The organism is Psychrobacillus sp. NPDC058041 (assembly GCF_042885655.1).
GTDB lineage: Bacteria > Bacillota > Bacilli > Bacillales_A > Planococcaceae > Psychrobacillus.
Window position 1 is genome coordinate 379712 of record NZ_JBHVRO010000001.1, and the last position, 15608, is coordinate 395319.

Below are 15608 nucleotides of genomic sequence, written 5' to 3' on the forward strand. Positions count from 1 at the left end.
TAGGAGATAAAAGATATTAAGAAATCTATATTTCGATTTCGATATTGGACTCCCACCAAGATTAAAAAAACATTTTGATGAAATCACACTGGACTATTTTCCGGGAAATATTAATTTTTGAATTTTACATAAACAATTGCTTATGTATGTTATTATTCTCACTACTTTTTCTAGAACATCCATATATCACATTACGCATATTTGAAAAAAATTATTCGAGGTGATGTTAGTAATTGTCCTTATCACTAAGCGAGAGTTTGAGGCTCTAGCTAAGGAGAGAAGGTATATAACTAAGATAGTTGTCTTAACTATGATTGAAAATTCCTAAATACTTTAACAGAGCTCTATATAAGATGTACCACCAATAATGCATTTTCTTGAATAAGATATAGTAACTTCTTCTATGGAATGGTGGGGTGATGTAATGAAACATGGAGATGAGCTAATTTATTCTGGAGCATGGTTAATTTTAATTGGAGCAATTATCAGTGCCCTAGGAGTAACGAGAGAAGCTACTACAGAAAGTCTAATGGGTGCAAAGTTAGTTGGTCAGGGAAATGCCATCGGAGCTTTTGGAAATACCCTTCAAGCTTTAGGAAATACAGAATTATTTCAGGAAGATAAGGAGCAATTCCGAAATGACATCATTATAGGATGTTGGCTTCAAGCTGCAGGGAACTCTACAAATACAGTTGCAACAGAGATTGAAATTAACACTTCAGAGGAAGAAGGACATAGATTAAATGTCGTTGGGAGTGGTGTCCTAGGTCTTGGAGCGGCTTATGAGGCTGTGGGAGCTGCAGAGGGAAATTCACCAACAAAAAATCTTGAGGTAACTGGAAATAGCTTAATAGCTTTGGGAGCATTTTTAGATGCGGCTGGCAATGTTTTTTTATTAAAAAAACTGGAAACCTTAGGAGATAGATTGGCATTGATTGGTGGTTGGACGCAAGTCGCTGGGGCAAGTGTAAATGTTATTGCAATAACAAGTGCATCGAATATCGAAGAGACACACCAAAAAAATATGGAGTACTATTGGTACGAGTAGAATTCTTATTGAATAGTATAGCCAAAGCAATTAGTAGTATTTTGACAGATGAGTGTTTCACCATTTTTTGCGACTAATAAATTAAACTGCCAAGACATAATTTTCTAGTGCTTAGCCAAACTAATCAAAACTCTAAGGAGTGAGATGACGTGCATAGCGATTACAATGCGGGAGATATTGTGTATATTTTTTATCGAAATCCACATATCCAAAATGTAGCCAATATACAGGAAGCAGCTGTTGTAAATAACCCTGATAAGCCGAACGAATTAGCACTTTTTATTTATGAGACTTACTATCCTTTAACAAATGAGCTGGCGATATATACAAATGAAACAGATGCAGAACAGGCGTATCAACAGTATTTTCATTAAGAGGGAGGTAGGACATGAAAAAACCATTTACACCTCAACTTGTATATTTTGAACCCAAAGCGTTGGACTATCCCCTTGGCCAAGAACTAAAAGAAAAATTTGAAAAGATGGGTGTAGAAATTAGGTATACAACTTCCCATAATCAAGTTCGAGATCTTCCTGGGGAAAATGATTTTCAAAAATATCGAATTGCAAAGTCAACACTTGTAGTCGGAATTCGGAAAACTCTTAAGTTTGATACGTCCAAGCCTTCTGCTGAATATGCTATTCCATTTGCTACAGGTTGTATGGGGCATTGTCATTATTGCTACTTACAAACAACAATGGGAAGCAAGCCATACATTCGTACATATGTGAATGTGGATGAAATTCTAGAAGCTGCTGATCACTATATGGAGGACCGTGCGCCTGACATCACTCGATTTGAAGCATCTTGTACTTCTGATATTGTAGGAATTGATCATTTAACCCATACATTAAAAAAAGCAATCGAACACTTTGGTCAAAGCGAACTTGGTAGGTTGAGATTTGTAACAAAATTTCATTATGTCGATCATCTACTGGATGCCAAGCATAACGGAAAGACCAGATTTCGATTCAGTGTGAATGCAGATTATGTCATTAAAAACTTTGAACCTGGAACATCTCCTTTAGCCAATCGAATAGAAGCAGCAGGGAAAGTAGCGAGAGCTGGATATCCCCTTGGTTTTATCGTAGCTCCAATCTACCTCCATGAAGGGTGGGAGGAAGAGTACTATCATATGTTTAAACGTCTTGATGCGGAACTACCTATGGATGCAAGAGATGATATTACATTTGAATTCATTCAACACCGTTTTACGAAACCCGCTAAAAAAGTGATTGAAAAGAATTATCCGATGACTAAATTGGAATTGGATGAATCCGCAAGAAGATATAAATGGGGAAAGTATGGAATAGGTAAGTACATTTATCAAAAAGGGGAAGAAGAAGATATAAAAGAACATCTTTACGGCTATATGGAAAAATTTTTTCCTAATGCTAAACTAGAGTATTTTACGTAATTCGAACAAAAGCACATCAAGTTATGTAATTTGATGTGCTTTTGTTATCAATTTTTTGCTAGCCGTTTTCGAGCAGAGTTGCGTTCAGCTGTAATAGGTACATGTTTCATGGCTTTTCCCAAACCATATAGAGGCATATTTCCATACACCGTTTCGTAGTTTCCCTTTTTAAGATTATAGGTTTCGTGATAAATTCCGACTGCGTCATTGTTACCAATTTTTTTATTGAAATTTTTCCATGCTGCCAAATGTTTCTCGCCATTAGCATAGGAAAGCAAATCTTCAGTCGAACGCCAATATTGAATCATTACCGTGGTTCTAAGGCCAAAATAGCTTTCCATGGACAAAAATCCTAACGCTTCTTTGTTCATATATAGCTCTTTTATCATTCCAGGCATTGCATTAAATACCGGAAGCCACTTGTTCACGGCTAGTCGCTTGTTAATCCTCATCCCAATAATAAAAACTACAACATCTTCGTTATTCTCCGTTGTGTAACGCCCAGTGAAAATATGTTTAGCCATTCAATGCTCCTCTCAATCACTTTTTTTCATAATAAAACTCAGATGTCTTCCACTTTGTTTGTTTTGACGATAAGAGAATCCATCTGAGTTCAAATACGTACAGGTCGAATCAATTCTAATTCGATCAGAAGGGATGCCTGCTAACTCACATTGTTTTTTCACGGTTTGCTGATTGTCAATGTGATACTTGCGGGTTTGGTCATTGTAGTAAATAAAATCATCTGCATAGCCAAGAAGTTTGAATTTAACATACACATCTTCATCAACCTCAAATTTTTCCTGGCTCAGCGCAGTGCCAATCTGGACATACATATCGCTTGGATTGCAATGTTCGACTTGTTTTAAATGCTCAAATAGTTTCAAAGTAATTTCTTTAATAGTACCTTGCCATCCTGAATGAATTACGCCAATAAGGTCATTTACTTCACTGTAAAAAATTACTGGTACACAATCGGCAGTAAAGCTGCATAATAATAGATTTGGCTCATAAGTATACATGGCGTCTGTATCCTCAATCGCGGAATCCATTCGATCGGCACCTCTACCTTTGTCATCCAGAGTAACTCGATGAAAATTTGAGCTATGTGTTTGATTTGAGCAAACAAATGTGTCTAATCCAATGTTTAAGAAAGTAGCTAGTTTTTTGCGATTTTCTATTACATTTTCAATAGTTTCACAGACATGAAGAGCCATGTTATTATTTTCAGATTCCGTTTCATCTTTCATGGTTATTCCCGATAAAAATTTCTCGTTATTTAAGTATATGTTTGTTTTCATTTCATCACCTAATATTAATATATATTAGTGAAATGAGGGTGTATAGGTCAGTATAAGATTATGTGAGTAAATTTTTGAATAAAATAGAAAATTTAATAGAGGAACACAAATTATATATGGTAAAATTAGTTGAGGGATACCAGAATTTTTCTAAAGTGACTGGTTACATTTATATAAATACTTATGAGAGAGTGTGTGTTATGACTAAAACTACTTTTGCGTTAATTGGAACAGGTGTTGTTGGGGAGCGAATTATTAATCAAATTTTGGCTCATCCTAACTGCGAAATTGTGTCCGTTTATGATGAAAATAAAACAAGACTTAAGGAAATTTCAACTAAATATCAAATTACTGCTTCTGAAACGTTAGATGAGCTATTTAAATTACAACCTAATTGGGTTTATATTGGGACACCACCAGTAAGTCACGCTCCTTTGGCAGAACAAATAGCTGCACACGGTTTGAATATTCTTTCTGAAAAGCCACTTGCACATGATTCTCAAGATGGCATCCGTATGGTAAAAGCGGCATCTGAAGCTAAAGTTCATACCGCAATGCATTTTCCATTAATGTATAGTCCTATTGTACATAGTCTAAAAAAAGCAGTGACTACAGATTCACTTGGCGATATTGTTCGTATTGAGCTACAAACATACTTTCCACACTGGCCAAGAAAATGGCAACAAAATCCATGGATAGCCTCAAGAGAACAAGGAGGGTTCATAAGAGAAATATTTCCACATTATCTTCAAGTACTGTATCATCTATTTGGTGATTTTACTATATCTACACATGAGACGAACTATCCAAAAAATGAAGAACTATGTGAAACAGGTGTTACAGCTTTGGCTAAAACTGAAAGTGGTATACCAATTGTTTTAAATAGCTTGTCAGGTATTGGACAGGAAGAACTTCTAGAATTTAAGGTTTTTGGAACAAAAAAAGTTATGACAATCCGAAATTGGTCAGAACTTTGGGAAAGCGAAGCGGATCAAAAAGCTACTCAATATATTCCAAAAAGTAAGCAAGAAAGTCTTTTGGATGCATGCCATAGTTTAATAAATGGTAAGGAGTCACTAATCGTTTCGTTTGAAGAAGGTTTGAAGGTACAGAAATGGATAGATCAGTTGCTAAAATAGGAACTTTATAAAATTTATGAAAATGATCTTTAAAGAAGACTATATTTCATAGATTAATTTCAATTTCTAAGTAACTTGGTTGCGTATCTACAGATAGATTGAGAGCCAATGGGGTGACTTGGCCACCTCTATTGGCTCTATTTTTGACGTCTAACGATTACTATCCACATTTCTAGCCAGCGCAAAAAAGTTTTAAATCCGGTTTTTAAAGCAAGTACAATTTCAGGTCTAAAAGGTGACGGAAATTGGGAAGAAGAACAATAAAAGATAATTCACATGAGTTAGTGGAAAGGGTACTGCCAATGGTAGTGCTATTTTTTATGGTAGTAAAAAAATATACTGCCATGAACAGGCTGATTTCAGCTGCATGCGGACGCTTGCAAGTCGGGCAAGAATTAAGCCGAAAGCCGATTCCCTCGTTATTCTTTAGTCCTGGGTCTTGATTTACTTGTTAATCTCCAAGGAGTACCTAGGGCAATTGGATGTAGAGAAAAATAGGCAGTATCGATTGATAAAGAAGCGATGCCGCGGTGAAATTGTATCTTCGTCTACTTTTAAAAGAGTAGGACAGGATATTAGCTTTCATTATCCAAATTAAAAGAATCTTGATTTCAAATAACTAAAGAAGGCGACGGACAAGCATCCTCCGCAAGATGACCAAAAAAATGGATCGTGAAGTAACGAAGTCACTTCACGATCCATAACTATAACGGTAATATTGTAGCCAAAAGAACTCTGGAAAAGGTTATGCTTCGATTATTAGAGCAAGAATGAGGACGAAATGAATGGGGGAAGAATTACTGAAATCTTTGTTTGGAGAATCTAAATGCTAAGTGTAAGTACAAGGAAAAAAGAATATTACAAACAGTTCAAGGAAATAAGACAGGTATTTTGACCTGTCTTGAATGTACTTAAAATGTTGGTATTAACCATATTATTATTAACAATAACCGCCATATCCACCGCCATATCCATTAAATGCAGCGGCTGCAATAATTATTAAAAGTATAAACAGAACAATAATTAATGCGAATCCGTTCCCTGTACCATATCCACCAACTGTTCCACTCATATCGTACACCTCCTATATATGGGATAATACATTTTATGTTCATAAAAGATGTTCGTCTAATTCATTTGCTTAGTATTAAGAAAATAATTTATTTCACCTTGGGTGGGATGCCCTTCAGTTATAAATAGGGTATTCAAGTATTTACCTATTACAAGTGCATTTATCACGGTAATAGATTATTTGTACTAAAAAATTTTTCTGTAGAAAATTGATTATTTTGAGAAAGGGCTACCCCAAAAAATAAGACCACTTAAAATCATTTTTTAGTATATAGTCAACTAACCCTAATATTTTGAATGATATTAATTAGAATAATTCATTTCATTAATTTCGTTTAAGAGATTATAATATCCGTTGGAAGTAAATAATCTCGTCTTTCTGTTCTGATTCCTATACAATATGAGGAATATTACTCGTATAGGAGGAAATGAAAATGGAGCTTCGCAATCTAAAAACCTTTTTGGTAGTTGCCGAATTTGGAGGATTTACCCGGGCAGGCGAACAGTTGGGCTATACTCAGTCGACAGTAACTAATCATATTAGAGCGCTGGAGGAAGCTGTTGGGAACCGCCTCTTTGAACGCCTAGGAAAAACGGTTGTCTTAACAGATGCCGGCACACATTTAGCGTCGTACGCAAAGGAAATATTACAACTTTACCAGGAAGCAGTCGATTCTTCCCGGTTAAGCAAAGAGCCTTCAGGTACGGTCTTAATTGGTGCAAATGAATCCCTAATGGTATATAGGTTGCCAACTATCCTGTATGAGTTTAAGAGGATGTACCCGAATGTACATCTTATTTTGCAACCGTCTGAAAGCCAAGAACTTAACAATGAGCTAAAATCCGGGAAATTTGATTTGGCATTATTTACGAACCCTGAAAAACTAGGGCCAGATATTTTAACGACTGATTTAGTGAAAGAGACGTTAGTAATGATCGCCCCACCAGGTCACCATTTAAGTGACAAAACCGTTATCACTCCAGCCGATTTAGAGGGTGAAGTGTTGCTGTTGACGGAGTCTGGTAGTTATCGTGATTTGCTAGAAAGATGGATTAAAGAAGAGGGCATAGGATGTTCCCGAATCGCATTTTGGAACATCGAGGCCATTAAACAATCAGTAAAGTGTGGCTTAGGACTTTCTTATCTTCCATTGATGACGGTGAGGGATGAACTCGAGCGAGGAAGTTTAATAGCATTACCTTGGGTTCATAGCGAGGAATTTGTGACTACCCAACTTGCATATCACAAAGATAAGTGGCTTACGCCTGCAATGAATAAACTAATTGAAATAATCGAGAAACACGCAAAGAAATGGGAGTCGGAAGACTGACAGTATAGTACATAAAGTGGCGTTAGGCCGAATTGTGGCCGAACGCTCTATTTTTTGAGCGGTTCAACTTGTAGGAGGAATTACAATTTATGGCACCACAACGTTTCAAAGAAATATTATTAATCATCGTAGGTTCTTTATTGTTTGCGATCGGTATTAACTACTTTGCAATTCCATATCGTTTATCTGAAGGTGGCGTCATTGGGGTCACTGTAATTACATACTATTTATTCCACTGGTCTCCGGGTGTCGTGAACCTAATTATCAATGCTATCCTTTTGGTGATAGGCTATAAGTTTTTTGATAAAAAGACGATGATTTATACAGTACTCGGAATAATCTCTTCCTCATTTTTTCTGTTCATAACAGAGGACGTGGGACATCGATTGAATGGAGATACTTTGCTGGCTGCTCTATTCTCAGGCGTATTTGTAGGCCTTGGTCTAGGCCTAATGTTTAGGGCAGGTGGAACTTCAGGCGGATCGGCGATTCTAGCACGTTTAGCCAATCAATATTTAGGCTGGAGTTTAGGAAAAGGCGTCCTCGTCATTGATATTATCGTTATTGGGGGGTCGGTATTTATCATCGGCCAAGAAAAAGCCATGTACACACTTGTTGCCGTGTTCCTAGGATCAAAAGTAATTGATTATGTAATTGAAGGACTAAATAATCGGACAGCTGTGACTATCATTTCTGAACACTCAGAAGCAATACGTTCGTTTATCGTTAAAAACATGACACGAGGTGTTACCATTCTAGAAGGGCGCGGCGGCTATAGTCAGGATCAAAAAGAAGTACTCTATATTGTCATCAACCAACAGGAATTGGTTCAATTGAAACAAACCATAAGTAGCGTAGACGAACAAGCATTTGTCGTGGTACATGATGTCCGCGATGTATTAGGAAGCGGGTTTAGTGTAAGCTGATTTTTGGGAAATTATGATCATTTAATAAATGATGCTTTCAAACAAAGTGGCCCACAATGTCTATTAGGACTTGTGGGCTTTTTAAGTTTATTTGCTAGGTAAAGGTATTAAAACCCAAGTATACTTACTGTTTTAGAATTTCATGTGTTAATGAAATATATTATTCTACTCTAAGGGAGTAGTTTATTTTTTTGAGCATTTTTAATGGCCAAGTTAATGTCTTAGCACAAGAATTACAATATGAAAATGAAGCGAACATTGTTAACGAAAGTTAGATAAGTGAATCAAATTAGGGAGACAAAAGTTTATTTGAGATCCTACTTTAAATTCCTATTATCTGGTATTCAAACTGAATTCCTCCAATATAAAATCCATTATTAATGGAGGGTCTTTCTTTATGTGAAAAAAGTTTTTTAGAAAAAATCAAATGTAGTCATTTATATTATAAGACCTGGTTCATTTCAAAAAATATTGTACAATGCAGTTCTTCCACTTACAATCAATTTATCAAATAAGAAATTTTATTTAAAATGAGATTTAGAAATATATAAATATAAGGACATAACAACATGAAAAAAAACTATGTAAAAATTATTGTCATTATTGGAGTTTTACTTATAAGTGCATTCGCCTTGAATACCATCCTAGGAAAAGAAAAATCGGTTGCACCAAAAGTTGTGAATGGTGTTTTAGATTTAGGTAATTATGAGTTTAACGGAGCCGAACCAGTTGAAATGAATGGTGAATGGGAGTTTGTTCCTAATAAGCTGTTAAACTCTGAGGAATTTGATAAACAACAATCATCACTTGTTCAAGTCCCATCGCTATGGACGAAATACGAACTAGATGGTGAAGAGATACCCAAATATACTAGTGGTACCTATCGATTAAGAATCTTATTGAATGATCCGACAGAAGTGTTAGGGATAAAAACAACTAATATTCGTATGTCGAATGCTATTTATATAGATGGCAAGCTGTTAGGTAAAAGTGGAATTCCGGCAGAGAATTCTACTTACACACCTCATAATACCCCGTATGTCTCTTACTTTTCTCCTAACGAGGACGAGGTAGAATTGATCGTACATGTTGCTAATTTTGACTATGCATCAGGGGGAGGAATTTTAGGTTCTATTTTAATAGGTGATCAAAATAGTATAGGAAAACTTCGGGATAGTTCTCTTGCATATGACTGGATAACCATTGCCGCCTTTTCCACCATGTTCATATACTTTTTAGGTACTTATCTGCATGCAAGGATTGGAATGGAACAGCTTTTCTTTTCACTTTTTTGTTTTGCCAATGTCTTATATGCAATTTCTCATGGAGAGAAGGTATTTTTACAACTATTCCCATCGACACCTTATGCATTATTTGAAAGATTTCAATCCTTATCAAGTATTTGGATAGGTTTGTTTATGCTATGCTTTTTTCACACTTCTTTAAAACAACTTGCAAATAAAGGGATAGTGAAATTTCTCTATGTAGTGGGTATTTTGTTAACGGGATCTGCACTACTACCCGTCAAGATGAACTCAGGATTTCAAATCTATTATTCTCTTTATATATTTATCATTTTAGTGTATATCCTCTATTTACAAATTATTGCTATATCCAAAAAGGCTGTCGGTGCTTCTTATTTAATCTTTAGCACTATCACCATTTTCATCTATTTTACTGTCGGAACATTAAATGTTATGACAAATTATGCACTCAATATAATACCTCCTTTATTTCCTTTTATTTGTTTAACGATGCTCTCACTCTATATTTCTCATCGTTTCATGGATTCCTTCTTAAAAAAGGAAGAGTTGTCTAAGGCTCTATTACGAGTGGATAAGTTGAAGGATGAGTTTCTAGCAAAGACTTCTCATGAATTTCGCACTCCATTGCATGGAATTATTGCAATTTCTCAGTCTATGCTGGAGGACAGAAAATCTACATTAAAAGTAGAGGAAGAAGAAAAAATGGGGTTAATTGTAGGTACTGCTCAGCGTTTGTCTAATCTAGTAAATGATATTTTGGATTTTTCGAAACTGAAAGAAGGAGATTTAAGCGTCAACATTTCCCCAGTGGATTTATATGCTATTACACATGTCGTAGTGGAAACTTTTACATATATGATAGACAAAGATGTGAAGATTGTTAATCATATACAGCGGGGACAATTCGTAATGGCAGACGAGGAAAGACTTCGTCAAATTTTATATAATTTAATAGATAATGCTGTTAAGTATACGATTCGCGGGCAAGTGGAAATTAATTGCTACGAACAGGAAGAAAATTTAGTTATAGAAGTTATTGATACTGGCATTGGAGTTGCTCCGGAGAATTTAAAACACGTATTTGAGCCTTTTCGCCAATACAGCAATTCAAGTGGAGGAACTGGTCTAGGTTTAAGTGTTACGAAAGAGCTTGTTCATATTCAAGGAGGGACTATCACTGTAGATTCAACCGTTAATAAGGGAACTACCTTTTCTGTTACTTTGCCTAAAGCAACCAGTTTGAAAGAGGCAATGCAGCATCCTTTTTCTATTTCTATGCCTTATATCGTAGAAAATAAGGAAAGAAAAAAAGTGATTATTGCAGATGATGATCATGTGAATTTGAAAGTATTAATAGATATGCTTATGGCAGAGGACTATTTCATCATTGCGGTTGATAGTGGAAAGGCAGTTTTGGAGCAGATGAAAAAGCATACGGATGTAGATCTTGTAATTTTAGACATAATGATGCCAGAAGTTTCCGGGTATGAAGTTTGTCTACAATTGAGGAAGTCTTACTTACCATCTGAGCTGCCTATTTTAATGCTAACGGCTGCTGTTCGACCAGAAGATATGGTTGCAGCTTTTCAGTCGGGTGCGAATGATTTTTTACATAAACCATTCGATACATCGGAGTTAAAGACTAGAATAAGAAATTTATTATTAATGAAGGAATCGTCCGAAAATGCTGTGAAAATGGAGGTAGCTTTTTTACAGGCGCAAATTAAACCTCATTTTATTTACAATGTATTAAACTCGATTCTCTCCCTTAGTTATTTAGATTTGGATAAAGCACGTGCCATGATTACAGATTTCGCAAACTTCATGAGAGGAAGCTTTTCCTTTGAAAATACACATAGTTCAGTACCATTAGAAAAGGAACTTTCCCTTATTCAATCCTATGTGAATATACATCGCACTAGGTTTCCTGAGCAGCTAGTATGGCAGGTACAAATGGATGATTCACTCCATTGTCTTATTCCTCCATTACTACTGCAGCCTATCGTTGAAAATGCAATTGTTCATGGCTTAAAAATGAAGGATGGCCAAGGAACTGTCAGGCTCATAGTTAAAAGGGAAAATGACCGGATTGTCTTCCGAATAACAGATAATGGTCTAGGGATGTCTGAGCAACGACTACAACAAATTTGGAATGTAGAAAAGGAAAAAGGTCAAGGTGTTGGACTTCAAAATATAGAAAAACGTCTAAAATATTTTGAAGATGCATCCATTCAAATAACTAGTGAGGAACATAAAGGAACTACAGTGGAAATAAGATTCCCACTAATACAAAGTGAAAAGGGGGGACGTTAAATGTTAAAAGCCATTTTGGTGGATGATGAAATTTTATCAATCGAATTATTAGAAGCGATGCTAAAAGAAATTGGAGGAATCGAAATTATAGGCAAGTTTGCCAATCCATTAGAAGGGTTGGGAAGTTTTGAAGCACTGCAACCCGATATTCTATTTCTTGATATCGAGATGAAAGAGTTGAATGGAATAAAAGTGGCAGAAAAAATCGAGGAGATGACTTCACAAGTGGATGTCGTATTTGTTACGGCTTACGATGAATATGCGCTAGAAGCATTTAATGTCCATGCTGTTGACTACATTCTAAAGCCAATTGAAAAAAGACGTTTAGAAAAAACTGTTCGGAGAATTGGTCAGCGTAGAAAACTGCCAAATCCGCCTTCTAATCTTGCGCCATTACTTCATGCAAGTTTTCTTGGCGGCTTCCGAGTAGACCATCAAAATGAACCGATTAAGTGGAGGACAAAAAAGGTAAAAGAGTTTTGTGCATATCTCATCCATCAAGGTAAACCTGTACAACGGGAAATGATTATGGAAGAACTATGGCCAGAACGAACTGTAGATAAGGCAGCTGCAATGTTGCACACGAGTGTATATCATTTACGGAAAGAATTGAAAAGTCACGGGTTTCACGATTCAGTTAAATTTGTAGATGAGCGTTATTCTTTATCCATTGAGTTTAATAGTGACGTACAAGATCTCCAAAAGGTGTTAAATAAAACACAAAATAAAACCGAAGATGTAAAGAAGCTGATAGATTTATATAAGAACCATTATTTAGCCGAAGAATATTATGACTGGGCGATGGAAGAACGAGAACAGCTACAAAAAAAAGTCACACAGTTTTTAGAGAAGTTTATCGCAGCTAATAACATTGAAACAAAAACAGATAGTGTTATAAAAGAAGCCATTGAAAAGCTAATTGAAATCGATCCTTGGGAAGAAGGATACACAATCCAACTGGTTCAGTATTATATCCAACAAGGTAGTAATCGAACGGCAATACAAGTCTACAATAACTATAAAACGATTCTATGGCAACAGTTAGGAGTAAAGCCACAGAAAAAACTAGAAGATTTGATGAAAAGTATATAAAAATGACTGAATCCACCTAATTTCTATTAATAAGGTGGATTTTTTGTCGTTTACTGGCAGTATTGTTCAGAAAATGTCTAGTCTAAAGTGCTAGAATAACTATAGTAAAAATTACCCTATATAGGAGGACAAATGATATTGATGTTCAGAAATAGATTTTTAAAAATACTTTCTAGTTTTCTAGTTTTCTTATTAGTGTTTAACCTTTTTTCTTTTGCGGGAATGGTGAAACTTAATGCCTCTGCTAAATCTGATGATATAGCTGGAGTAACTGTAACTATTGGAGATGTTACGGTTGGAAAAGGACTAGTCGAAGAAATTCCAGTTACTATTAATACTCCTGTGTCAGGAATTGCAGCATATGGCTTAAAAATCAATTATGATTCGAATGTTCTAGAAGTGTTAGACATAATTCCAAATGACTCAATTGGTGATTATTTTGTTTCTAATACTAGTGAGCAAGAAGATAGGCTAGCAGTAGTATGGGTTGATATGACTGGAGGAGATTCTCCTATATCAACAGCAACAGAATTATTCAAGATAAAAGTAAAAGTAAAAAGCGATGCTGAATTAGGAAACAGTGCATTGACTATTGATAAAAATAATATAGAAAACTTTAACTTTTATGATTCGGAGTTACAAGACATTCAAGCTGATTTAGTGAATGGAAAGATAAATGTTGTTAATAGTTATAATGTGAAATTTGAAGTTGTTAATGGAAGTGAAGTAGACTCTCAAATTATTATGGAAAATGGAAAAGTGGGAAAACCTGCAAATCCAACAAGAGATGGTTATACATTCGCTGGATGGTATACAACTGAATCTTTTACAACAGAATTTGATTTTACTACCGTTATAAATGAACCGAAAATATTATATGCAAGATGGATTTCGGACTTACCGAATGCAAATATTAATCTAAGCAATTTAGAATTATCAGCTGGTTCGTTAAGCCCAACGTTCGCTATGGACACTGAAATCTATACAGTAAATGTAGAAAATAGCTTATCTAGCATAAAAGTTACTCCTACTGTTGCAGACAACAAGGCAACAGTAACAGTGAATGGTCTATTAGTTGAAAGTGGTAAAGCAAGTAGGGATATCAACTTAAATGTCGGGGAAAATAACATCACTATTGTAGTGACAGCAGAGGATGGAAGTACCAAGACATATGGGATTACAGTAATGAGAGCACCGGCACAAACAAGCCCAGTTGCCCCAAATGTAACGAAAGACGATTTAACAAACAAGCTACTTGGAGCAGACAGCACAATGGAATATTCGACAGACGGTGGCGGTATGTGGACGGGTTATGATCCGGACGATACCCCAACATTTAATGGAAACGTAACCGTTCAAATCCGAGTGAGAGCAAGCGGAAGTATACCAGCCGGAGCAATTACAACGTTAACATTTACAAAAAATCCAACTTCAAGCAGTGACAATAACAATGGAGGACAATCAACATCATCTTCTAACATAGAAAAAATTGTAGTCGACGTAGATGGAAAAAATGGAACTAATTTAACGAAAACACCAATAACACGTACAACAGATTCAAATGGTAAGGTGAAAGACCACGTTTCCATGTCCGAAGATATTGCCAAGGAAACAGTTCAAAAAGCGAAGCAACAAGGGACTGACACTGCACGAATTATCATTCCGGACACGAATGATAAGGTTTCCGAAGTAGTAGTAGAAATTCCGAAATCAGCTTTAAAACAATTGAATGATGGGCAGCTGAAATTAGAAATTGCAACAGATAATGCGATTATTTCGATACCAACTAAATCCTTATCCACGTTTAGTGAGGATCTATATTTCCGAGTTGTACCTATCAAAATGAAGGAACTACAAAAGCAAGTGGAAGAACGTGCAAAAAAAGAACAAGTAATTCAAGAAATCGCAAAAAATCAGAACGTTCAAATTATCGGGCGTCCAATGGAAATAGATACCAATATGCAAAGCAGAGAAGTTTCCATTTTGCTTCCTTTAAAAGAAGACTTACCAAAGGATTCAAAAGCACGAGATGAACTGTTAAAAAATCTCGTCATTTTTGTTGAACATAGTGATGGCACCAAGGAAGTAGTTAGAGGAAAGGTGGTTCCTTACAAAAACAACTCCGATTTGGGGCTAGAATTTACTATTTCTAAGTTCAGTACTTTCTCCATTGTATATATGGATGGTGCTAAAGCATTTTTTGATGGTAAAGTTTGTGGTTCTGACAAACTTCCAGCAAGTGCAATTGGCTGCCTAAGCATAAAAAAATCTTTACCTGTTTATGAACTTGTAAACAATCGACTGAAGAAAGTGGATAGTTTGAAAAAAGGACAAGCAGCTCCTGCATATGAAAATATTTCACCTATGCTTGGATTAGGCGGAGAAATTTGGGTAGAACGAACAAATTCTATTCGATATGAGACACCTTCTAGAACAATGCTAGACAAAAATTCCCTAACAGGATCGAGCCGAACAAAGCAAATATGGAAAGGCCTTGAGCTACATCCTGGACAAATCGGTAAAATTAAGGTTATGGAAGATACGGTCGTATGGGAAAAAATCAACAAAACTATAAAACTTGCACGAGTATTGAAAAAAGGCGAACAATACCGTGTATATCGAAACGTTCCTAGTTTGTATAGTATCGGAGATGGCAAATATATCGTGCAAAACGAACAAGTCATTCTGCAAAATGCTAAATAACA

Annotated in this window: 12 protein-coding genes; 9 read left to right on the forward strand and 3 right to left on the reverse strand. The window is 35.7% G+C overall.

The genetic code is table 11. From position 1 onward, the window contains the following. Positions 1–424: 424 nt before the first annotated feature. From ACFVR1_RS01745 to splB, 3 genes are all read left to right on the forward strand, one after another. Positions 425–1048: a DUF6944 family repetitive protein gene (locus tag ACFVR1_RS01745; RefSeq protein WP_387579547.1), complete on the forward strand. Its 624-nt coding sequence runs from the start codon at positions 425–427 to the stop codon at positions 1046–1048. 149 nt (positions 1049–1197) lie between these two features. Continuing rightward, complete coding sequence (locus tag ACFVR1_RS01750) at positions 1198–1422, forward strand: transcriptional regulator SplA domain-containing protein (RefSeq protein WP_387579550.1); 225 nt, start codon at positions 1198–1200, stop codon at positions 1420–1422. 14 nt (positions 1423–1436) lie between these two features. After that, positions 1437–2465 (forward strand): spore photoproduct lyase, encoded by a 1029-nt coding sequence (gene splB / locus ACFVR1_RS01755; RefSeq protein ID WP_387579553.1) that lies wholly within the window; start codon positions 1437–1439, stop codon positions 2463–2465. Positions 2466–2512: 47 nt separating this feature from the next. Here splB and ACFVR1_RS01760 read toward each other — a convergent pair whose 3' ends face one another. After that, positions 2513–2989: a DUF4188 domain-containing protein gene (locus tag ACFVR1_RS01760; RefSeq protein ID WP_387579556.1), complete on the reverse strand. Its 477-nt coding sequence runs from the start codon at positions 2987–2989 to the stop codon at positions 2513–2515. 12 nt (positions 2990–3001) lie between these two features. Continuing rightward, on the reverse strand, positions 3002–3766 hold the full coding sequence (pgeF, locus tag ACFVR1_RS01765) for a peptidoglycan editing factor PgeF (protein ID WP_387579558.1): 765 nt from the start codon (positions 3764–3766) through the stop codon (positions 3002–3004). Between the two features lie 200 nt (positions 3767–3966). Between pgeF and ACFVR1_RS01770 the strand changes: the two genes are divergently transcribed. Further along, positions 3967–4905 carry a Gfo/Idh/MocA family protein gene (locus ACFVR1_RS01770; RefSeq protein ID WP_387579560.1) on the forward strand — a complete coding sequence of 313 codons (939 nt, stop codon included), beginning with the start codon at positions 3967–3969 and terminating at the stop codon, positions 4903–4905. A gap of 940 nt (positions 4906–5845) precedes the next feature. On the opposite strand, the gene ACFVR1_RS01775 is transcribed toward ACFVR1_RS01770, so the two are convergent. Then, positions 5846–5977 carry a YjcZ family sporulation protein gene (locus ACFVR1_RS01775; protein ID WP_387579562.1) on the reverse strand — a complete coding sequence of 44 codons (132 nt, stop codon included), beginning with the start codon at positions 5975–5977 and terminating at the stop codon, positions 5846–5848. Positions 5978–6410: 433 nt separating this feature from the next. Here ACFVR1_RS01775 and ACFVR1_RS01780 point away from each other — a divergent pair, with 433 nt between their 5' ends. The 5 genes from ACFVR1_RS01780 to ACFVR1_RS01800 all read left to right on the forward strand — a co-directional run bounded on the left by ACFVR1_RS01780 (position 6411) and on the right by ACFVR1_RS01800 (position 15606). Then, positions 6411–7307 (forward strand): LysR family transcriptional regulator, encoded by an 897-nt coding sequence (locus ACFVR1_RS01780; RefSeq protein WP_387579565.1) that lies wholly within the window; start codon positions 6411–6413, stop codon positions 7305–7307. Between the two features lie 89 nt (positions 7308–7396). After that, on the forward strand, positions 7397–8233 hold the full coding sequence (locus ACFVR1_RS01785) for a YitT family protein (protein WP_387579568.1): 837 nt from the start codon (positions 7397–7399) through the stop codon (positions 8231–8233). A 569-nt stretch (positions 8234–8802) separates the two neighbouring features. Next, positions 8803–11811 (forward strand): ATP-binding protein, encoded by a 3009-nt coding sequence (locus tag ACFVR1_RS01790; protein WP_387579571.1) that lies wholly within the window; start codon positions 8803–8805, stop codon positions 11809–11811. After that, positions 11812–12903, forward strand: a complete 1092-nt coding sequence (locus ACFVR1_RS01795; protein WP_387579574.1) for a response regulator — start codon at positions 11812–11814, stop codon at positions 12901–12903. A gap of 141 nt (positions 12904–13044) precedes the next feature. Continuing rightward, the gene (locus tag ACFVR1_RS01800) at positions 13045–15606 is read left to right on the forward strand and encodes a DUF4073 domain-containing protein (RefSeq protein WP_387579577.1); all 2562 of its coding nucleotides are present in this window, start codon (positions 13045–13047) and stop codon (positions 15604–15606) included. The last annotated feature ends 2 nt before the right edge of the window (positions 15607–15608 follow it).